This window comes from Serinicoccus sp. CNJ-927 (assembly GCF_001942435.1).
GTDB lineage: Bacteria > Actinomycetota > Actinomycetes > Actinomycetales > Dermatophilaceae > Ornithinicoccus > Ornithinicoccus marinus.
In genome coordinates this window covers 15021-34627 of the sequence record NZ_MKKF01000050.1, presented here as the reverse complement: position 1 = coordinate 34627, position 19607 = coordinate 15021, and the positions used below count along the sequence as shown (strand labels likewise).

The following is a 19607-nucleotide window of genomic DNA, read 5'->3' as shown; positions in this document are numbered from 1 at the left end:
ATAGCCCCCGCGACACGCTGTGGACAGATGTTCGAGTCTGTCGGTGGCCTCGGGTAGTGTCGGAGACAGGAACCAGATCGAGGGGGTCTGGTCGACCGAGCGCACCGAGGGGGTGGGCGAGATGGCGGCACCGCAGCCGGAGCCGGACGGGGGGAGCACCCACGGGGTCGTGCACTCGCGGGCCGGTATCGTCCAACCCTGCGACTGGAGCACTGCCTCCGAGCAGAGCTCCGGGGCCTCCTCGCCCGCCGCCTGCGCGCCCGGCCCATCTCGGTCGTTGTCCGAGGTGACCGATTGCCGCGACGCACTGATGACGCTGGGCGCCGACGACCTGCGTGCCCTCGACGACGACGCCCGGCTCGCGCTGCTGCGACAGCTGGAGGAGCTGACCCGGAGCGCGGCGGCGGTGAGCGCCCGGCTGCAGGTCGACTTCCGCGACTCCCAGATGGAGCAGCAGCAGGCTGCCGGCGTGCCCCGCTCGCGACGGGGCAGGGCGGTCGCCGACGAGCTGGCACACGCCCGGATGACCTCCCCCTACTGGGGCTCGCGCGAGCTCTCCAGTGCGCGGGCCCTCGTCGAGGAGATGCCGCAGACCTTCGCCGCGCTCATCGGTGGCCACATCGGCGCGCTGCAGGCGCGTGCCGTCACCGAGGCCACCACCTGTCTCTCGGTGGAGGACCGGGCCGAGGTGGACCGCCGGCTCGCGCCGCGCCTGCCCGGGTCCTCGACCCAGGAGATCACCGGCGCGGCACGCTCCCTGGTCTACGAGATCGACCCGGCGGCCTATGTCGCGCGGGCCCGGAGGGCGGCGCAGGACCGTGGCGTGTCGGTCCGCCCGGCGCCGGACGTCATGGCACGTCTCAGCGCCCACCTGCCGGCGCACCAGGCCGTCGCGTGCTACGCCGCGCTCCGCACGCACGCCACGGCGGCGCGCGCCAGCGGCGATCCACGGGGGCTCAACCAGCTCATGGCCGACGAGCTGCACCAGCGGCTCACCGGCCGGGCGGTCGTCGACGGCATCGACATCGAGGTCGGGCTGGTGATCACCGACCAGGCGCTGTTCGGCGGTGCGTCGGACGCGGCGGAGCTCGAGGGCTACGGCCCGGTCCCGGCGGAGGTCGCCCGGCAGCTGCTGCGCCCCGAGGACGCGGTTGGCGACGGCAATAGTGGTGGCCGAGGCAGTGGTGATCGCGGTGACGGTGTCGATGGCCGAAGCAGCAGTCGTAGCCGTGGCGATCGTGGTGGTGACGGGCGTGACTGTGGCAGCAGCAGTCATCGTGACGGCGGCACCGGCCCCGGCGGCAGCTCTGCATCTCAAGAGCTCTGCCCGGAAAGCGGGCGGTGCACGGACGCCTCCTGCGACCTGCTCCACGGGCCACCCATCAGTCCCCCGGCACACCCGGGATTCCCTGCTCCTCCTGCCGCTTCTCCCCCGTCACGTCCTGTCCCTCCCCACGCCACCGACGCGCCGGCCCACGAGTCTCCTGACGCCTCGAGGCCAGATCCGTCCTGCGAACCCGACCGCGACCCCGAGCCGACCGCCGAACGGCGCGAGGCCGTCGTGTGGCTGCGTCGGCTCTGGGTCGACCCGGTGTCCAACGTGCTGGTCGAACAGGACTCACGGCGGCGCCGGTTCACCGGCGAGCTGCGCCGGTTCGTCATCAGCCGGGACCGGACCTGCCGCAACCGCTGGTGCGGGGCACCGATCCGGGACGTCGACCACGTCGTCCGGCACTCGGACGGTGGCGCGACGACCGCGGGCAACGGCCGCGGCCTCTGCCACCGGTGCAACCTGGCTCGCGAACGACACCGCCATCGCCCGGCTCACGACCACCGCTCGGCACCTCCCCTGCTCCCCTCGCTGGGGGACAGCTCTGCCCGGCCACGAGCCGGGTGAGGGCCCCGGTGTCCCAGGAGCTCGATCAGATCCGACGCCCGTTCCGGGAGTGGGCCCGGACGATGCAGCGACAGGCGCCCTTCTACACCCGGATCGCGCGCCACGTCCTGGATCGTGACGACGTGCTGTCGGTGTTGTTCGCCTGTCCTGTGCCCGAGCAGCGGACCCCGGTGCTCCTCTTCGCGGCGGTGCACGACCTCCTGCTGGAGCACCCCGATCTCCCGCTGGCGCAGTGGTACCCCTCGGTCGCCCCGGATGGGCGCGACGACGACCCCGGTCGGGCCTTCGTGGAGACCGTCGTGGCGCACCGGACCCACCTGGAACGCACCGTCGCGACGCGTTCCACGCAGACCAACGAGGTCGGGCGCTGCGCCCTCTTCCTGCCAGTCCTCGCCCGCCTCGCCGACGAGGTCGGGCCGCTCGCCCTCTTGGATATCGGTGCCAGCGCCGGCCTCGTGCTCAACTTCGACCGGTACTCCTACGACTACGACGGACGTGTCGTCCATCCGGTCGACGGCCCGAGCGCTGTCCGGGTGTCGTGCCGCACCGACGGGACGGTCCCGGTCCCGAGGGCGATGCCACCGATCGTCGACAGGCTCGGCCTGGACCAGCACCCCGTCGACGTGGCGAACCCGCTCGCCGCCCGCTGGCTACGGGCCTGCGTGTGGCCCGACCAGCTCGACCGACTGGACCGGCTGGACGGTGCCATCGCCATCGCGCAGCACCAGCCCGTCGAGGTGCGGCGAGGCGATGCGGTTGATGATCTGGCCAGCGCGGTCGACGACCTCGACGGCCACCCGGTCGTGATGAACTCGTGGGTGCTCAGCTATCTGACCGCTCGACGTCGGTCCGACTATGTCGAGGCTCTCGACCAGATCGGCGCTGATCGGGGCCTCTCGTGGGTCTTTGCCGAGTCGCCACACGTCACGCCCGACCTCCCGCACCCGCATGCGGACCACCCCGAGTCGACCCACCTCAACCTGGTCCGGTGGCGCGACGGAGTCCGCGCGCTCGAGTTCCTCGCCGAGTGCCACCCGCACGGCGTGTCCGCCACCTGGCGCCACGACGGGTGACCTAGCTCGCAGGCCAGTGCCCCGCGAGCTGCTCGCGGACGTCCTGCAGGAGCTGAGGCACGGCCTTGGTCTGCGCCACGATCGGCAGGAAGTTGGCGTCGCCCATCCACCGCGGCACGACGTGCTGGTGCAGGTGGGCGGCCACGCCTGCGCCGGCGACCTCGCCCTGGTTCATGCCGATGTTGTAGCCGGCCGGGTTGCTCGCGGCGGTGATCGCCCGGATCGCCTGCCGGGTCAACTCGGTGAACTCCGCGGTCTCCTCGGGCGTCATGTCGACGTAGAGCGAGACATGCCGGTAGGGGCAGATCAGGAGATGCCCGGGGTTGTAGGGGAAGAGGTTGAGCACGACGTAGCAGTGCTGACCCCGGTGCACGACGAGGCTCTCCGCGTCGTCCTGACCGGGGGCGGCGCAGAACGGACACCCGGAGCCGGCGTCCGGGCTGGGCCGCTCACCACGCACGTAGGCCATTCGGTGCGGGGTCCAGAGCCGTTCGAAGCCGTCCTGCGACCCCGCGAAGGTGATGGCGTCCTCGGGCTCGGGCACGGAGGTCATAGGCCGCAGTCTAGGGACACCGTCGCGGCCCGTCGCGAAAGCCGTCATCGTCCTCTCATCCTCGCCTCACCGCGGCCCGGAGCAGGTGGTCGCCCGGCTCGCGGGCGCGGGCATCCCCTGCCTCAACCCGCTGCCCGGCGTGCGGCTGCTGCGCCGTCCGGAACGGCTGGAGCAGCGCCTCGTGGCCAGGGGTATACCCGTGCCACGGTCCCGGGTCGTGCAGACCTGGGAGCAGGTGCGGGTCGCAGCGGGCGAGCGACCGCTGGTGGTGAAGCGCCGGTCCCGCAGCCGTGGACGGGGCGCGGAGGTGCGCCGCGGCGGTGGCCGACCTCGAGAGGGCACGCATCCGTGCGGGCGACACGTGACCGGCGGGAACACTGGGTGCCCGGCCGGAGTTGGCCAGGTCATGGACGACAGCAGCGCACGGCACGACCTGGACGACGCCGCCATCGGCGACCCGGCGGCATACATGCCGGAGAAGAGCGACTGGGTGGCCACCCAGCTGCGCGACATCGACGCCGCGGGAGACACCGCCGCCGCGACGATCCAGGACCGACCGGTCGTGGTCATCACCATGCGTGGCGCCCGCAGCGGCATGCTCAGGCGGGTCCCGCTGATGCGGGTCGAGCACGAGGCTCCTACCTCGCCGTCGCGAGCAAGGGCGGGGCGCCCGAGCACCCGGCGTGGTACTACAACGTGGCCAAGAACCCCGACGTCCTGGTCCAGGACGGCACCAGCCAGCAGGCGCTGCGGGCGCGCGAGCTCGCCGAGGGGCCGGAGCGGGACGCGTGGTGGGAGCGCGCGGCGCAGACCTTCCCCAGCTACGCCGACTACCAGGAGAAGACCGACCGGCTCATCCCGCTCTTCGTCCTCGAGCCACTCCGCGGCTGACCCTGCTGCGGGCGTCCTACCCGCTCAGGGTTGGGTGGGCAGGCTGACCGAGGTCGCCTGCCGCACCACCGCGCGGACCGCATCCAGGACGGGAGCCGGCAGCGCCACGTCGCCCGCGACCTCGACCCGCTCGTCGCCACGCTCCCGCGCCCAGCCGATGACCTGACGGACCAGGGCGAGACAGACCGCCTCCTCACCGACGGTGTCCGCCGGACCCAGTGCGGAGAGGACGAGCAGCCGCGGAGCACCCGCGAGGTGGGGCAGCATCGTGCGGCGGACCACCGCGACCCCGACGTGCTCGCCGTCGTGCTCGGCGACCCAGGCCGGGAGGTCGTCGGCGCGCCGGTGCCAGGCGCTGGCGAAGGCACGCACGTGCATCGGCTCGCCCGCGTCCGGGTCGGTGCCGGCCCTGACCAGAGCCTGTTTGTGCAGCGCACCGAGCAGCAGCGCCTCGTCGTCGGTGAGCGCGCGCACGCGCACACCCTGCGCGGCCTCCCCCAGTGTCGGCATACCTGCTCCTGCTCCGTCGGGTGAGCCGATCCTAGGTCAGGGGTATGCCGGTGCGCCGAGCGCGGAGCTCAGACCTGCACGCGGTCGCGCACCGCGGTGACGATCCGCTGGACCGCCTCGTCGACGGGGACGGCGTTCTCCTGCGAGCCGTCGCGGAAGCGGAAGGAGACCGCGCCGGCCTCGGCGTCCTCGCCACCGGCGATGAGGATGAACGGCGCTTTGGACCGGCTGGCGTTGCGGATCTTCTTGGGGAAGCGGTCGTCGCCGTGGTCGACCTCCACCCGGATGCCGTGCTCCCGGAGCCTGCCGGCGACGTCGTCGAGGTAGCCGTAGAAGTCCTCCGCCACGGGCACCCCGACGACCTGCACCGGCGCGAGCCAGGGCGGGAGCTGACCGGCGTAGTGCTCGATGAGCACCCCCATGAAGCGCTCGACCGAGCCGAGCTTGGCCGAGTGGATCATCACCGGTTGCTGACGGCTCCCGTCCGCGGCGGAGTACTCCAGCCCGAAGCGCTCCGGCTGGTTGAAGTCGTACTGCACCGTCGACATCTGCCAGGTCCGGCCGATCGCGTCCCGGGCCTGCACCGAGATCTTGGGCCCGTAGAAGGCGGCACCACCGGGGTCGGGCACGAGCTCCAGCCCGGAGTCCCGCGCGACCTCCTCCAGGACGGCCGTCGCCTCGGCCCACTGCTCGTCGGTGCCGATGAACTTGTCCTTCTTCTCCCCCACCTCGTCCCGGGTGGAGAGCTCGAGGTAGAAGTCGTCCAGGCCGAAGTCGCGCAGCACCCCGAGCACGAAGGTCAGCAGGTGCCGGATCTCGCCCGGGGCCTGCTCGCGGGTGACGTAGGAATGCGAGTCGTCCATCTCCAGGCCGCGCACGCGGGTCAGCCCGTGCACGACCCCGGACTTCTCGTAGCGGTAGACGTGCCCGAACTCGAACAGCCGCAGCGGCAGGTCGCGGTAGGAGCGCTGCTGGCTGCGGTAGATGAGGTTGTGCATGGGGCAGTTCATCGCCTTGAGGAAGTAGCGCTGCCCGTCCTCCTCCATCGGCGGGAACATCGTGTCCTCGTAGTACGGCAGGTGGCCGGAGGTGTGGAACAACCCCTCCTTGGCGACGTGAGGGGTCCCGACGTACTCGAAGCCCTCGTCGATGTGCCGCTGGCGCAGGTAGTCCTCCATGACCCGCTTCAGGACGCCGCCCTTGGGGTGGAAGACGGGCAGGCCTGCGCCCAGCTCCTCGGGGAAGGAGTAGAGGTCCATCTCCGCACCCAGGCGGCGGTGGTCACGCTTCTCGGCCTCCGCGAGACGGTCGAGGTAGGCCTTGAGCTCGTCCTTGGACGGCCAGGCGGTGCCGTAGATCCGCTGCAGCTGCGGGTTCTTCTCGCTGCCCCGCCAGTAGGCCGCGGCGCTGCGCATGAGCTTGAAGGCGTTGCCGATGATCTTGGTGCTCGGCAGGTGCGGGCCGCGGCACAGGTCGCCCCAGACCTTCTCGCCGCTGCGGTCGAGGTTGTCGTAGATCGTGAGCTGGCTGCCGCCGACCTCGACGCTCGCGCCCTCGGCGGCGTCCTCGGGGGCGCCACCCTTGAGGCCGATGAGCTCGAGCTTGTAGGGCTCGGCGGCCAGCTCCTCCCGGGCGGCCTCGTCGTCGACCTCGCGCCGGGCGAAGGTCTGCCCGGAGTTGATGATGCGCTGCATCGTCTTCTCGAGACGCTTGAGGTCGTCGGGGGTGAACGGCTCGGCCACGTCGAAGTCGTAGTAGAACCCGTCGCGCACCGGCGGCCCGATGCCCAGGCGGGCCTCGGGCCACGTCTGCTGCACGGCCTGGGCGAGCACGTGGGCGCACGAGTGGCGCAGCACGTCCAGCCCGTCCGGCTCGGTGACGAGCACCGGCTCCACGACGTCGCCGTCGGCGAGCTCGTGGTGCAGGTCGCGCAGCTCGCCGCCGACCCGCGCGACGACCACCTGACGGTCGTCGCCGACGAGGTCGCCCGCGGTCGTTCCCTGCTCGACCGCTCGCTCGCTGCCTGCGACACTGACGGTGATCTGGGTGGACACGCTGGTGCTCCTCGGAGATGGGGTATGACGTGCGCCGCGCGCGCCCGTCGGTCGCCCAACGATACCCGCCGGATCGCGGACGTCGGCACCGGATATCGGGTCGCGCACGGCGCGCGGACCGGCCCGGGGCAGAGCGCCTAGGGTGCTGGTCGTGGGCGCAGTCGAGGACCGGGAGCCGCCGGACGGCATCACCAAGCACTTCACCGTGGCGGTCTTCGTCGTCCACGCGGGGCACGTCCTGCTGCACCCGCACCCCAAGGTCGGTCTGTGGCTTCCGCCGGGCGGACACATCGAGCCGCACGAGCTCCCCGACGACGCGGCGCGGCGCGAGACCCTCGAGGAGACCGGCCTGGCGGTCGACCTCGTCGGCTCCCCCGGCATACCTCACGACGCACCAGGCTCGCCCCGGCAGCTCGTGCGCCCTGAGGGCATCCAGGTGGAGGACATCTCGCAGGACCCGCCGCACCAGCACATCGACCTCATCTACTTCGCCGTCCCGCGGCCCGGTTGGGAGCCTGGCCCGGGTGGCCTGCCGCGGGTGTCGGACACCTACGGGATGACGTGGCTGGACGCCCCCGCCATGTCTGGCACTCCCCTGACGTCCGAGGTGTCGGCGTGGGCGACTAAAGCACTACATACCGTCGTAGTCTGACTGCTACACTGTGTAGTACCTAGTCGGACACGTCGAAAGTAGGCATCATGAGCTCCGCCACAGCTTCGGCCACCACCACGGCCACCCGCCTCACGGCACGGGACCACGAGGTTCTGCCCGTGGCCGGTGCCTGGATGCTGGCCATCACCCGCATCGCCTTCGGCTTCTACTTCCTGTGGGCGTTCCTCGACAAGACCTTCGGTCTGGGCTACGCAACCCCGGGCGAGCGCGCCTGGATCAACGGCGGCAGCCCCACCACCGGCTACCTCAGCGGTGTCGAGGGTCCGCTCGCCGGCTTCTACAACGGCATGGCCGGCATGGTCGTCATCGACTGGCTCTTCATGCTCGGCCTGCTGGGCATCGGCGTCACCCTCATCACCGGTGCCGGAGCCCGCGTGGGCGCCCTGGCAGGAGCGCTGATGTACCTGTTCATGTACGGCGCGGCGATCCCGACCGTGAACAACCCGTTCCTGGACGACCACCTCACCGGCGCGCTGGTGCTGCTCACCGTCGCCGCCATCCCGGCCGCGTGGAGCACCCTCGGGCTCGGCGACTGGTGGGCACGGACCGCCCCCGCGGCCCTGCGCTGACCAGCACGGCACCCACGACGACAGCCCCGGTCCTCGACCGGGGCTGTCGCATGCGGTCAGGGGGTGAGCCGCCCCCTTGCGGACGGGCCGTCCGGTGGTGCGACGGGGTCCTGGTGGCCGCTGCTGGTCGTCGCGGCCGCCGTCACCCCGTTGAGCTGGTGATGGAGCGACCGGCGCCGGGGGACGCTGGAGCTGCTGGTGGTCCTCGGCCTCGCCCAGGGGCTGCTGCACGTGCTGCTGGCCACCGGCGGGCCGCCGCCGGCTCGATGCACGCCGCGCACCACACGGGGGCCTCCATGGCCCTCGCGCACGGGCTGGCCACGCTCGTCACCGTGGTCCTCGTGCGGCAGGCCAACGCCGCGGTGCACACGATCGCCGACCTGCTCCGGACCCTCCTCGACGCCCTGCTGCCGACGCTGGGCACCCCACGGGTCCTCACGACATACCCTCGACTGGCGATCCGCGCCACCGTCGCGCCCGTCCTGACGGGACACCGCCAGCGACGACGTCCTCGAACACGCCCGACGGCCAGGGCGTCCGGCCAGGCAGCACATCGGACGAGCAGCCAACAGCCGGAGCGGCAGCAACAAACAGCGAGCGAACCCGACCGGACCCCCTCAGCGTGACATTGACGCGAAAAAGCCGATGCCGACCGCAGGATCGCATCCGCCCGGCGCAGCTCGCGGTTCTCCTTCTCCAGCTGCACGAGCCGCTCGAGGGGGTCGGTCGCCGTCGCGGTCGACCCGGCCGCGGGACCGGGCCCGCGGATCCAGTTCCGCAGGGTCGCGGCCGGGATGCCCAGCTGCTCACCCACCTGGCTGCAGGCGCGCTTGACCGGCATCCCCGGGTTCTCTGTGATCGTCTCGTTCACCGTGCGGATCGCACGCTCACGCACCTCGTCGCCGGACTCCTCGGTGCAGGCATGACTCCACTCTCCCGTACAGATCAAGACCCTCTACCAAACCCGGGGGGCGGTTCACACAGCACCAGTCCCCTACTATGGCCGCTTGTGGCTGCCGTGACCTCGATCCCCGTCGACCTGCGGACCCTGGCCGTGGTGCAGGCCGGAGGGCAGGGCAGTCGCTTGGACGTGCTCACCCGTGAGCGGGCCAAGCCCGCCCTACCCTTCGCGGCGACCAACGCGCTCATCGACTTCCCGCTGTCGGTGCTGGCCGCGGCCGGCGTCAGCGACGTGTGGGTCTCGGTGCAGTTCCAGTCCAGCTCGCTGGACGGCCACCTCGCGGGGGGCCGGCCGTGGGACCTGGACCGCAACCGTGGCGGCTTCCGCCGGCTGACCCCCGAGGAGGGCACCGGGTCGGCCCACGAAGAGGGCTTCAGCCACGGCAACGCCGACGGCCTCTTCCGGATGCGCGAGGCGATCCGGGTCGCCGACCCGCACGTCCTCATCGTCATGTCCGCCGACCACGTCTTCAACCTCGACCTACGACCGGTGGTGGCCGAGCACCTGGCCCGCGAGGCCGAGTGCACCCTTGTCACCGCCGAGATCGGCGTCCAGGAGGCCACCCAGAAGGTCGTGGTCGAGCACGACGCCGACGGACAGGTCACCGCCGTCCACGCCAAGCCGCGGTCCACCGACTCGGGCACCGTGGCAACGGAGATCTTCCTCTACCGGCCGCAGACCCTGCTGGCCGAGCTGGAGCGGCTGCACGCCGAGCTGCAGGCCGCCGCGGACGACGACCGCGACACCGGGCTCGGCGACTTCGGCGACCACCTGCTGCCCGCCCTGGTGCGGCGGGGCCGCGTCCGGGCCGTCCCCATCACCGGGTACTGGAAGGACGTGGGCCGGCCCCAGGCATACCTGCAGGCCCACCGCGACCTGCTCACCGGCAGGGTCGACGTCTTCGGGCACGCCGACCGGCCGGTCCTCGGTCAGACGCTGCCCGGCCCGCCCGGCTGGGTGGGCGAGGAGGGCGAGCTCGTGGACGCCATGGTCGGGCCGGGCTCCCGCGTCCGCGGACGCGTCGTCCGGTCGGTGCTGGGTCGCGGCGTGCAGGTCCAGGCCGGTGCCCTGGTCGAGGACAGCGTGCTCCTCGACGACGTGCTCGTCGAGGCCGGCGCGCGGGTGCGGACGAGCGTCGTCGACCGGGCAACGCGGGTCGGCCGGGACGCCACCGTAGGTACCTGCCCGCCCGGCACCCGGCTCACCGACGAAGCCGTCACCCTCGTGGGGCAGGACTGCCGGGTCCGCGGCGGCACCACCGTCGAGCCCGGCGCCCGGCTGGAGCCCGGCAGCACCACCTGAGCTCAGCCGAATGGGGGCTCGGAGGGGTGATGGCGAGCCGGCTCAGGCGTGAGCGTCACCATGTGGGGTCTAGGGTTCGGCGGGCCCCTGCTCCGCCTTGGCTAGCTCGTGGACAGTCACACGGTGTTCGACGATGAGGCGCCTGAACTGCAGATTGAGCACAGCTCTGGCCTGGTGGGCGTCCCACCCGAACCATTCACGCAAAGAACTAACCCCGGTCTTTCATGAGGTCGGGCTGGTGGGCTCGGCGCGAGCATGACCTTGGTTTGTCGCGTATCAAACTTCTTGGCAGACCGGTTATGAGGGCATGATCGGCGTGACCAGGGAGGAGATGGACCATGGGTCGACACCTGTGATCCCGGTGGAGCGCAAGACCAGGATCGTGCTTAGCGTGTTGGCGGGCGAGGTCTCTATCGCGGAGGCGGCGCGCAAGGAGAAGGTGTCCGAGCAGTCGATCGGCCGGTGGAAGGCCGAGTTCCTCGAAGCGGGGCGGACCGCGTTGGCGTCGGGCCGGACCGGGCCCACGACCCGGGAGCAGCAACTGGTGGCCGAGGTCACCGAGCTGACCACTGCCCTGGGGGATGCGCATCTTGAGGCCCGGGTCTGGAAGAAGAGCGCTGAGGGCCGGCTGGGCCCTTCGAGGACCTCGAGGTAATCCGCACCGAGGCGGGGATGCCGACCACGAGGTTCTGCCAGCTGATCGGCATCCCCGAACGGACCTACCGCCGTTGGCAGGCCCACGCCCGCGCGGGACGCCCGGCCAAAGGCCCGTGGCCGCAGCCGGCACGGCAGGCATCGCGGGAGGTGATCACCGGCCTGGCGGGAAGGCACGCCGCGTGGGGCCACCGGAAGGTCTGGGCGATGGCCTGCCACTCGGGACACCGGGTGTCGATGTCGACCACGGCGCGGATCCTCGACGACGCCGGGCTGCTGCTCAAGGCCGACTACCAGCGGCAACGACGCCAGCTGGCCCAGGCGCGCAGGGCCGCGTTCGCGGACACGCCGACCGGGCCGAACATGGTCTGGCAGTTCGACTTCTCGCCAGTCACGAGACCACCTCCGGCGGGACCTGGCGGGTCGCGGGGATCGCGGACTACTGGTCGAAGTACGAGTTCGGGTGGCACTGGTCACCGACCGCGAACCAGCACGACGCGATCGCCGCGGTCCAGCTCGCCCTGACCGAGACTGCGAGCCTTCTGCCCGACGGTGTGGACCTGCTGGAACACCTGGCCGACACGGTAACCGGAGAGGTCGTGCCCATCACCTTGGTGACCGACAACGGCGGCCCGTTCCGGTCGGCCAAGTTCGCCGCGTTCATCGAGGCCACCCCGGAGTTGGACCACGTCCGCACCCGAGTCAGGACCCCGGGGCAGAACGGCGTCCGGGAGCGGGCCTTCCAGTCCTTGAAGTACGAGCGGCTCTACCGCGAGCAGATCGACGACATCCACGACCTCGTCGATCACAGCGAGGACTTCCGGTCCGAGTTCAACACGACCCGACCCCATGAGGCCCTCTCCTGGAACCGGCCCCGCGAGGTGCACCTGGGCCTGGCCGACCCCGGCACACCCAACTTTCCAGAAGCCGAAAACCTGCCAGAACCTTGACACGGGACACCCTCACAGGAGGCCCTCATACAGACCGCCTGACGGAACCTGTCTCACCCGACTTGACACCTTCCGAACCGGGTCGCGAGGCCGAGTCGGTGAGGTGGGCGCCGACGTCGTGCACCGACCACCCCCAGCCCAACGACGGTGTCTGCCACTCCTCGGGGCTGATGCCCTGCAGGTCGGACGTCAGCCTGCGTCGCTCCTCGTGCACCGCCCGCCAGATCGCGGTTCGGTCAACCACGTCGTTCTCCTTGCGCTCCCGGGCAGGGCCATCGGTTCATGACCGGTCCAGCATGGTCCCATCGGGATCGATACGCCGCAGGATCGCCGTGGTGATAGCCGTCAGCTGCTCGATCTGCGTGGGGGTCAGCGCGTCGACGACGGCGTCGCGGACGGCGGCGACGTGACCCGGCGCAGCTGCCCGGACCGCCTCCCACCCGTCGTCGGTCAGCCGGGCGTTCGTGGCGCGGGCATCCTCGGGACACGGCATACGCGACACCAGACCTCGACCCTCGAGACGCCGAACCACGTGCGAGAGCCGCGGGAGGGTGGCGTTGGTCTGGGCCGCGAGCGCGGTCATCCGCAGCGTCCGGCCGTCTGCCTCGGAGAGCATGGCCAGCGTGAAGTACTCGAAGTGGGTGAGCCCGCTGTCCCGCCGCAGCTGCGTGTCGAGCACACCGGGCAGCAGCTCCAGCACGGCTGCCATCCGGACCCAGGCCGCTCGCTCGGCATCTGTCAACCACGTCGTCGTCATCGCACCAGTATCACCGATGGTTGACGGGACAACCTCCGCCACCGACGAGGCGGGGTCAGTTGTACCGACAACTATGCGGTGGTACGGTAACGTAATTAGTTGACACGACAACTTCCGAGGGCCCCACCATGACCACCGATCTTCTTCTGCCCGGCACCACCACCATGGACGCCGTCACCCTGCACGTGGCCGACCTCCCGGGCATGACGGACTACTACCGTGACGCGCTCGGCCTCGAGGAGCTGCCCGGCGACGCCGCGGGCACCGCCGTCGACCGTGGCTCCCCCGCCGTCGGGCGGGCCGACACCAGCGTCCTCGGTCGCGGACGCGACGCACTCGTCGTCCTCGTCCACACCCCCGGCCTCCCCGCCCCGGCACCCGGCCAGGCAGGCCTGTTCCACACCGCGCTGCTCTTCCCGGACCGAGCCGCGCTCGCGAACGTCGTCGCCCGGGCCGGCCAGCACCCCCGCTCGATCTTCGTCGGCTCCGCCGACCACCTGGTCTCGGAGGCGTTCTACTTCACCGACCCCGAGGGCAACGGCATCGAGCTCTACCGGGACCGGCCGCGCGAGCAGTGGACCTGGCACGGCGGCCGGGTGGCCATGGACTCCCTCCCCCTGGACCCGCAGGCGTTCCTGCGCGACCACCACGTGGAGCAGGCCCCCAGCACCGCCGAGGTGGGCCACGTGCACCTCAAGGTCGGCGACGTCCCCACCGCGCGGGCCTTCTACGTCGACGCCCTCGGCTTCGAGGTCACCGCCCAGTGGAACGGCGCGATCTTCGTCTCGGCCGGTGGCTACCACCACCACATGGCCATGAACAGCTGGGGCAGCCGCGGCGCAGGCGCCCGGGCCGCCACCATCGGCCTCGGGCAGGTCTCCATCGTGGTACCGACCACCCAGGACGTCGACGCACTCGCCGGGCGACTCCGCCACCACGAGATCCCCGCCCAGCACGACGGCCGCACCCTGCGCTTCGAGGACCCCTGGCGCAGCCTCCTCGAGGTCAGCGCCGCGACGTGACGCGATGACGAGCCCCACGGGCGACGTCCGCCAGCCACGACGAAGGCCCCTCGACCGCGTCTCAGCAGGCCAGGGGCCTCATACCGCACCTCGAACCGGGTGGACGTGAAGGGACTCGAACCCCTGACCTCTCGCGTGTGAAGCGAACGCTCTAACCAGCTGAGCTACACGTCCGGACGTGCCCTCGGGCACGGGGAGGAAGTCTAGCCTCCCCGTGCCCGAGCGACGAAATCGCTGCCGGACCGACCTCAGTCGTTCTGCGCGGCGTTGTAGACCTGCTGCGCGGTGCTCCCGAAGTAGGGGCCGTACATGACGTCCTGCTCGAAGCCGTAGCCGAAGGAGTTGACCGAGTTGAGCGTGCCGTTCGTGATCCAGCCGCCGCCGCTGCTGCCGCCGGTCATCGAGCACGGCAGCCGGTGGTCGTTGGTGCCGTAGCTGTCCCGGCCCGAGGTGCCCGAGCAGCGGTAAAGGTAGGCGCCGTTGTATGGGGTGTCGGCGGGGTAGCCATAGGCCTGGAACGAGCGGTTGTAGCCCAGGTTGAAGCCGATCGGGTAGTCGCCGGTCGCGTCCGTGAGGCTCTGGCCGTTCTTCTCCGCCATGACCGCGAAGGCCACGTCCTGGTTGATGTCCCCGCGGTTCACCCATGCCGACGCGGCGTACAGGTTGTCCGCGACCCACTGGCCGTAGGGCGCCTGCCCGTTGTTGTAGGCCGGGACGTAGGTGAAGTTGGTGGCGAAGTCACCCGGACCCTCGTTGAGGCAGTGCCCGGCGGTCGTCACCACGTCGCGGTTGGCGCTGCGTGTGGAGGTGCCGGAGCAGACGTAGTCCTGCCCGCCCAGGGTGAAGAAGACCTTGCCGAGACGCGCTTGCGGGGTGACCCGCACCGCCTGGGCGGCGGCCGAGGGCGCGGCCTGGGTCGAGGGGAGCGACGTGCGCTTGCCCGACGTCCCGAGGTCACGGGGCTGGGCGTTCTCCATGCGCTCGGGGGTCCAGTACTGCCGGACCGAGTCCTGCGAGGCGAGTGTCGGGGCGAGCGAGTGCTTCACCACCACCTCGTCGTCGCCGGAGCCGGTGTCTGGGGCGGCTCCGGCGCCGCTGGCGCCGATCACGCTGAGGGCGAGCGCTGCCGCGCCGGCCAGGGTCAGGGCCTTGGTACGAACTGGACGCATCCACTTCTCCTTGGGTCGCGAGCACCGCTTCTCGGTGCCCGGGACCCGACGCTAGGAGGGGGACGGTCAAGGGTGGTCCATGCCGCGGCAAGGGTTGGGCAAAGGTTGTGTCAGGCCGCGGTCAAGTGACGCTGCGTCAAGATCGTGGCGCTCAGGGGTCGCGCCGCTCGGCCGCCCGGCGGGCGAAGATCTCCTGCGCGCGAGCGGTCACCGGACCGGGCTCCTGGCCGAGCTCCCGGGGGCGGACCGCTGGGGCCGCGAGGGTATGCCCGGAGGTCAGCTCGGCGCCCTCGGCCACGTCGATCCGGGTCACCGCGGTGAGGTCGCGGATGCTGCTGGTGATCCAGACCTCGTCCGCCTCGTCCAGGACGCCGAGCGGCAGTGGCTCCTCCACGACCTCCAGCCCCTCCTCGCGCAACCACTCGATGGTCAGTCCACGGGTGATGCCGGCCAGCGGTCCGGAGGCCAGGTTGGGGGTGCGCACCACCCCGCCGGTCACGACGAAGACGTTGGTGCCAGTGCCCTCGCACAGGTCGCCGACGGTGTTGGCGAGCAGAGCCTCGGAGTGCCCGGCGGCCTTCGCCGCCGCGAGCGCGACGACGTTCTCCGCGTAGGACGTCGACTTGACCCCCGTCAGCCCGCCCCGCTCGTTGCGGGTCCACGGCACGACCAGCACGCTGGTCGTCGGGCCCATCGGCTGCTGCTCCAGGGCGGCGACGACATACGTCGCGGCTCCCGGGACCCGGTCGCTGCCCAGCGGCCCGAGCCCGGCGGTGACGGTGTAGCGCAGGCGGCCGAACGGCATACCTCCCTCGGCGAGGACCGCAGCGATGCCCTCCCCTACCCGGTCCCGGTCCAGCGGCTCCAGGCCGAGCGCCGCGAGCGACCGGTCCATCCGGTCATGGTGCCGCGTGAGCGCGAAGACCTCCCCGTCGACCACCTTGCACGTCTCGAACACCCCGTCGCCGACGGTGATCCCGTGGTCCAGCGCCGGCACCGAGCCCTGCGGCCCGACGAGGGCGCCGTCGACCCACACCCGCACCGCGGAGAGTCCACCGGCAGCGGTCAGCGAGCTCGACGTGTCCATGGACGCAGCGTAAGGCGTGGCTATCGTGGGACCCGTGAACACCTCCCTGTATGTCGCGTCAGCCGAGCCCCGGTCCGGCAAGTCGGCGGTGGCGGTCGGGCTGCTCGCCCAGCTGTGCGCCCTCGGCGGCCGGGTCGGCGTCTTCCGCCCCGTCGTGCAGGACCAGGAGCACGACCCGCTCCTGCACCTGCTGCACCCGCTCTCGACGTCGGCGTCGGCCATCGAGGACGCCGTCGGGGTGACCTACGACGGCCTGCACCGCCAGCACGACGCGGCCATCGACGACATCGTCGACCGGTTCCACCGGTATGCCGCCGAGCACGAGCGGGTGCTCGTCGTCGGCTCGGACTACACGGGGGTCACCGCCCCCACCGAGTTCTCCACCAACGCCGGCATCGCCGCCCACCTCGGCGCGCCCATGCTGCTCATCATCCCCGCCGCCGGCCGCAGCGTGGAGGACACCGCCACCGCCGCGGCCGTCACCGTGCAGGAGGCGCTGAGCCGGCACGCGGCGGTCGCGGGCGTGCTCGCCAACCGCGTCGACGACGGCCTGGACGAGGTGTCCGCGGCGGTCCGCGACGCGGTCGCCGAGCAGGTGGCCGGCGGCGGCAGCGACCCGGTCGTCCTCGCGATGCCCGCCGACCCGCTGCTCGCCGCCCCGACGGTCGGCGACCTCATGGCCGCGACCGACGGCATACTCCGGGCGGGTGACGAGACCCTGCTCGAGCGAGAGGCGACCGGGCTCATCATCGCCGGAATGACCATGCCCAACGTCCTGGACCGGTTGCGCGAGGGCAACGTGCTCATCTGCCCCGGCGACCGCGAGGACGTGCTGCTGGGCGCCATCCTCGCCCACCGGTCCTCGACCTTCCCCTCGCTCGGGGCCATCGTCCTCAACGGTGGGCTGCGCCCCAGCGAGCAGGTGTCTCGGCTCGTCGAGGGCCTCGCGGTGGAGCTGCCGATCATCGGCTGCGAGGGCGGGACCATGCGCACGGCGATGACCATGCACGACGTCGTCGGCCGCATCACCCCTCGCTCGCAGCGCAAGATCGAGCACGCCCGGTCCCTGGCCCAGCAGCACGTCGACCTCACCCGGCTGCTCCCCGTCGAGGACGACACCGGTCGCCGGTCCGGCGTGGTGACCCCGCTCATGTTCGAGCACGAGATCATGGCCCGGGCGCGGGAGACGGGCGCGCACGTGGTGCTGCCCGAGGGCGGGGAGGACCGGATCCTGCGGGCGGCCGACACCGTGCTCGCCCGCGGGGTCGCCCGGCTCACGCTGCTCGGTGACGAGGCGCAGGTGCGTGAGCGGGGGGCGGCGCTGGGCCTGCGGCTCGACGCCGCCGAGGTCGTCGACCCGCTCACCAGCGACTGGCGCGAGGACTTCGCCCGGACGTATGCCGAGCTGCGGGCACATAAGGGCGTCACCCTCGAGCAGGCCCAGGACATCCTCACCGACCCGGCCTACTTCGGCACCCTCATGGTCAAGACCGGGCGGGCCGACGGCATGGTCTCCGGGTCGATCACCACGACCGCGCACACCATCAGGCCGGCGTTGGAGGTGATCCGCACCTCCCCCGGTGTCTCGGTCGTCAGCTCGGTGTTCTTCATGTGCCTGGCCGACAAGGTCCTCGTCTACGGCGATTGCGCCATCAACCCCGACCCGGACGCCGAGCAGCTCGCCGACATCGCGATCTCCTCGGCCGCGACGGCCGCCCAGTTCGGCGTCGAGCCGCGGGTGGCGATGCTGTCCTACAGCACCGGCGGCTCGGGCAGCGGGGCCGACGTCGACAAGGTGCGCACGGCGACCGACCTCGTGCGTGAGCGGGAGCCCTCGCTCCTGGTCGAGGGGCCGATCCAGTACGACGCCGCCGTCGACCCCTCCGTCGCGGCCACCAAGCTCAAGGACTCCCCCGTCGCCGGACAGGCCACCGTGCTCGTCTTCCCCGACCTCAACACCGGCAACAACACCTACAAGGCGGTGCAGCGCAGCGCCTCCGCGGTGGCGGTCGGTCCGGTGCTGCAGGGGCTCAACGCCCCGGTCAACGACCTGTCCCGAGGCGCGACGGTCCGCGACATCATCAACACCGTCGCCATCACGGGGATCCAGGCGGGGGCGGGCCGATGAGCGCGGACCAGGGCGCTGGGGCGGGCGGCCGGAGCGGCGCGGGGCGCGGCGCTGAGAGCGGCGCTGCGGGAGGCGACCCGGTCGTGCTCGTCGTCAACGCCGGCTCCTCGTCGGTGAAGTACGAGCTGCTCGACCCGCACACCGGGGCCTCGCAGGCCAAGGGGCTGGTGGAGCGCATCGGCCTGAGCGACGGGGTGGCGCGCCACACCGTGGGCGGGAGGACCCACGAGCAGGTCCTCGACGTGCCCGACCACGCGGCGGCGCTGCAGCTGGCGACCCGCGCCTTCCAGGAGCACGGCCCCACCCTCGCCGACGTCGACCTGCTCGCCGTGGGGCACCGGGTCGTGCACGGCGGCGCGGAGTTCGCCGACCCCACGCTCATCACCCCGGAGGTCATCGCGACCGTCGAGCGCCTCGTGCCGCTCGCACCGCTGCACAACCCCGGCAACCTCGCGGGTATCGCCGCCACGCAGGAGGCGTTCCCTGATGTGCCCCAGGTCGCGGTCTTCGACACCGCCTTCCACCAGGGCATGCCGGAGGCCGCCGCGACCTACGCCGTGCCCCGGCAGTGGCGCGAGGAGCACCGGGTGCGGCGCTACGGCTTCCACGGCACCTCTCACGCCTACGTCTCCCGACGGGCCGCCGACCTCCTGGGCCGTCCGTTGGAGGAGGTGCGCAGCATCGTGCTGCACCTGGGCAACGGGGCCAGCGCCGCTGCGGTCGACGGCGGCCACAGCGTCGACACCTCGATGGGCATGACCCCGCTGGAAGGGCTGGTCATGGGCACTCGTCCGGGTGACCTCGACCCCGGGGTCGCCGGGCACCTGGGCCGGGTGGCCGGGCTGTCGACCGAGGAGGTCGAGCGTGCGCTGGCCAAGGAGTCCGGGCTGCTCGGGCTCACCGGCTCGGCGGACTTCCGGCAGGTCATGGCGCGGCGGGCGGACGGGGACCCGTCGGCGGTGCTGGCCTTCGAGGTGGTCGTGCACCGGGTGCTGCGCTACGTCGGGGCCTTCGCCGCGGTGCTCGGCGGGCTCGACGCGCTGGTCTTCACCGCGGGGGTGGGCGAGAACAACGCCGAGCTCCGCGCGGCCGTCCTGCAGCGACTGGCCGGGTTCGGCGTGCTCCTCGACGCACCCGCCAATGCCGCTGCCGACGGCGAGACCCTCATCACCACCGCGGACAGCCGGGTCGCGGGCTATGTCATACCGACGGCGGAGGAGTGGGAGATCGCCCGGCAGGCCGCCGCTCTGGTCACCCGCACCTGACCCCTCCCCCCTCCCACCGAACGCCGCCCATGGTGGGCACACCACCCACCGAACGCCGCCGTCTGAGACGACGGTGGCGTCCTCGCACCGTG

The 19607-nt window shown here is 71.8% G+C and carries 20 protein-coding genes, 1 tRNA gene and 1 pseudogene; 12 read left to right on the top strand and 10 right to left on the bottom strand.

Features of this window, described 5'->3' with window-relative positions; genetic code table 11:
* The first annotated feature begins 43 nt into the window (after positions 1-43).
* Together BJF86_RS14485 and BJF86_RS14480 are read left to right on the top strand one after the other, a co-directional pair.
* Positions 44-1897, top strand: a complete 1854-nt coding sequence (locus tag BJF86_RS14485) for an HNH endonuclease (protein WP_083653163.1) — start codon at positions 44-46, stop codon at positions 1895-1897.
* Positions 1898-1905: 8 nt separating this feature from the next.
* A complete protein-coding gene (locus BJF86_RS14480; protein WP_075819970.1) occupies positions 1906-2970 on the top strand; it encodes a DUF2332 domain-containing protein in 1065 nt (354 codons plus the stop codon).
* Between the two features lies 1 nt (position 2971).
* Here the strand turns inward: BJF86_RS14480 and BJF86_RS14475 are convergent, their stop codons facing one another.
* Together BJF86_RS14475 and BJF86_RS18215 are read right to left on the bottom strand one after the other, a co-directional pair.
* Positions 2972-3523, bottom strand: a complete 552-nt coding sequence (locus BJF86_RS14475) for an HIT family protein (RefSeq protein WP_075819968.1) — start codon at positions 3521-3523, stop codon at positions 2972-2974.
* 55 nt (positions 3524-3578) lie between these two features.
* On the bottom strand, positions 3579-3869 hold the full coding sequence (locus BJF86_RS18215; protein ID WP_075819966.1) for a hypothetical protein: 291 nt from the start codon (positions 3867-3869) through the stop codon (positions 3579-3581).
* A 2-nt stretch (positions 3870-3871) separates the two neighbouring features.
* On the opposite strand from BJF86_RS18215, the gene BJF86_RS14465 reads away from it, so the two are divergent.
* On the top strand, positions 3872-4414 hold the full coding sequence (locus BJF86_RS14465; RefSeq protein WP_237768249.1) for a nitroreductase/quinone reductase family protein: 543 nt from the start codon (positions 3872-3874) through the stop codon (positions 4412-4414).
* A 24-nt stretch (positions 4415-4438) separates the two neighbouring features.
* Here the strand turns inward: BJF86_RS14465 and BJF86_RS14460 are convergent, their stop codons facing one another.
* Both BJF86_RS14460 and thrS read right to left on the bottom strand, forming a co-directional pair.
* Entirely contained in the window at positions 4439-4924 is a 486-nt protein-coding gene (locus BJF86_RS14460; RefSeq protein ID WP_075819964.1) for a GNAT family N-acetyltransferase, read from the bottom strand.
* Between the two features lie 68 nt (positions 4925-4992).
* Positions 4993-6978, bottom strand: coding sequence for a threonine--tRNA ligase (gene thrS, locus BJF86_RS14455; protein ID WP_075819962.1), 1986 nt, complete (start codon positions 6976-6978; stop codon positions 4993-4995).
* Positions 6979-7129: 151 nt separating this feature from the next.
* On the opposite strand from thrS, the gene BJF86_RS14450 reads away from it, so the two are divergent.
* The 3 genes from BJF86_RS14450 (at position 7130) to BJF86_RS19110 (ending at position 8846) form a co-directional block, all read left to right on the top strand.
* Positions 7130-7630, top strand: coding sequence for an NUDIX domain-containing protein (locus BJF86_RS14450; protein WP_158068432.1), 501 nt, complete (start codon positions 7130-7132; stop codon positions 7628-7630).
* 47 nt (positions 7631-7677) lie between these two features.
* Entirely contained in the window at positions 7678-8220 is a 543-nt protein-coding gene (locus BJF86_RS14445; RefSeq protein ID WP_075814324.1) for a hypothetical protein, read from the top strand.
* 296 nt (positions 8221-8516) lie between these two features.
* Positions 8517-8846: a hypothetical protein gene (locus tag BJF86_RS19110; RefSeq protein WP_237768248.1), complete on the top strand. Its 330-nt coding sequence runs from the start codon at positions 8517-8519 to the stop codon at positions 8844-8846.
* A 56-nt stretch (positions 8847-8902) separates the two neighbouring features.
* On the opposite strand, the pseudogene BJF86_RS19900 reads toward BJF86_RS19110, so the two are convergent.
* Positions 8903-9115 (bottom strand): annotated as a pseudogene (locus BJF86_RS19900) (transposase); the annotation flags it as partial.
* A gap of 114 nt (positions 9116-9229) precedes the next feature.
* Here BJF86_RS19900 and BJF86_RS14435 point away from each other — a divergent pair.
* From BJF86_RS14435 to BJF86_RS14425, 3 genes are all read left to right on the top strand, one after another.
* Complete coding sequence (locus tag BJF86_RS14435; protein ID WP_158068430.1) at positions 9230-10483, top strand: glucose-1-phosphate adenylyltransferase family protein; 1254 nt, start codon at positions 9230-9232, stop codon at positions 10481-10483.
* 307 nt (positions 10484-10790) lie between these two features.
* Entirely contained in the window at positions 10791-11138 is a 348-nt protein-coding gene (locus BJF86_RS14430; protein WP_237768247.1) for a helix-turn-helix domain-containing protein, read from the top strand.
* A 115-nt stretch (positions 11139-11253) separates the two neighbouring features.
* On the top strand, positions 11254-12087 hold the full coding sequence (locus BJF86_RS14425) for an integrase core domain-containing protein (RefSeq protein WP_237768246.1): 834 nt from the start codon (positions 11254-11256) through the stop codon (positions 12085-12087).
* Between the two features lie 25 nt (positions 12088-12112).
* Here BJF86_RS14425 and BJF86_RS14420 read toward each other — a convergent pair whose 3' ends face one another.
* A complete protein-coding gene (locus BJF86_RS14420) occupies positions 12113-12301 on the bottom strand; it encodes a maleylpyruvate isomerase N-terminal domain-containing protein (RefSeq protein ID WP_237768255.1) in 189 nt (62 codons plus the stop codon).
* A gap of 66 nt (positions 12302-12367) precedes the next feature.
* Positions 12368-12844 carry a MarR family winged helix-turn-helix transcriptional regulator gene (locus BJF86_RS14415; RefSeq protein WP_022923853.1) on the bottom strand — a complete coding sequence of 159 codons (477 nt, stop codon included), beginning with the start codon at positions 12842-12844 and terminating at the stop codon, positions 12368-12370.
* A 128-nt stretch (positions 12845-12972) separates the two neighbouring features.
* Here BJF86_RS14415 and BJF86_RS14410 point away from each other — a divergent pair, with 128 nt between their 5' ends.
* A complete protein-coding gene (locus tag BJF86_RS14410) occupies positions 12973-13866 on the top strand; it encodes a VOC family protein (RefSeq protein ID WP_075819956.1) in 894 nt (297 codons plus the stop codon).
* A gap of 100 nt (positions 13867-13966) precedes the next feature.
* Here BJF86_RS14410 and BJF86_RS14405 read toward each other — a convergent pair.
* The 3 genes from BJF86_RS14405 to BJF86_RS14395 all read right to left on the bottom strand — a co-directional run bounded on the left by BJF86_RS14405 (position 13967) and on the right by BJF86_RS14395 (position 16122).
* A tRNA-Val gene (locus BJF86_RS14405) sits at positions 13967-14040 on the bottom strand.
* A 74-nt stretch (positions 14041-14114) separates the two neighbouring features.
* A complete protein-coding gene (locus BJF86_RS14400; RefSeq protein WP_075819954.1) occupies positions 14115-15035 on the bottom strand; it encodes a trypsin-like serine peptidase in 921 nt (306 codons plus the stop codon).
* Positions 15036-15186: 151 nt separating this feature from the next.
* Positions 15187-16122: an aminotransferase class IV gene (locus BJF86_RS14395; protein ID WP_202817360.1), complete on the bottom strand. Its 936-nt coding sequence runs from the start codon at positions 16120-16122 to the stop codon at positions 15187-15189.
* 34 nt (positions 16123-16156) lie between these two features.
* Between BJF86_RS14395 and pta the strand changes: the two genes are divergently transcribed.
* Both pta and BJF86_RS14385 read left to right on the top strand, forming a co-directional pair.
* Positions 16157-18250: a phosphate acetyltransferase gene (gene pta / locus BJF86_RS14390; protein ID WP_075819952.1), complete on the top strand. Its 2094-nt coding sequence runs from the start codon at positions 16157-16159 to the stop codon at positions 18248-18250.
* Positions 18247-19515, top strand: coding sequence for an acetate/propionate family kinase (locus BJF86_RS14385; protein ID WP_083653153.1), 1269 nt, complete (start codon positions 18247-18249; stop codon positions 19513-19515). The genes pta and BJF86_RS14385 overlap by 4 nt, the downstream gene beginning before the upstream one ends.
* Positions 19516-19607 lie beyond the last annotated feature (92 nt).